Genomic DNA, 564 nt, shown 5'->3' on the forward strand with positions numbered 1-564 from the left:
AGGTGCACTGGGATCTGACTCGTGCGGCAAACCTTGCTGGGTGGGGCGATTACATTGCCTACAACAAGGCGGATGTGCCGACGAAGGGTATGAAGGTCTACGGCTCGTACTTGTCTGACTATGCGCTTGGTCAGATTTACAACGAGGCTGAGAAGGATCTTGGTTTTGCGGTTCCGACGGCGTCTCGTAGTAGCTTGTCGCGTGATCAGGAAGCTGCGGTGCAGAACTGGATTAAGCGCAAGATTGCCGAAGAGGGCAAGGATAAGTGGATCGCTGAGACGACTGAGGCCATTGTTGGTGAAGACGGCGATTACACCTTGCAGTTTAAGGGCACCTTCGGTCGTGCCTGGGATGATCGTGGCTACGACGATGGCGCGCTGATTTACACGGATCTTGCTCGTGATACTGGTGCTGAGGCAATCTTCCCGGATGGGTCGAAGCACGTCGCGTATGAGTTGTTTAATACGGTTGCGCCGGCTGCTGACTACGGCAGCTGGATGTCGAATTCTTCTGGTCGTGGTGGGGAGAACCTGCCGAAGCACATCAACTGGAATTGGTTGTTTG

General features: G+C 54.4%; 1 protein-coding gene. It reads left to right on the forward strand.

Going from position 1 to position 564, the window contains the following annotated elements; all coding sequences use genetic code 11:
• On the forward strand, nucleotides 1-564 hold a 564-nt coding region (locus tag HMPREF3171_RS12145), incomplete at both ends, for a hypothetical protein (RefSeq protein ID WP_210385615.1).

The organism is Corynebacterium sp. HMSC08F01 (assembly GCF_001807545.1).
GTDB classification, from domain to species: Bacteria; Actinomycetota; Actinomycetes; order Mycobacteriales; family Mycobacteriaceae; genus Corynebacterium; species Corynebacterium coyleae.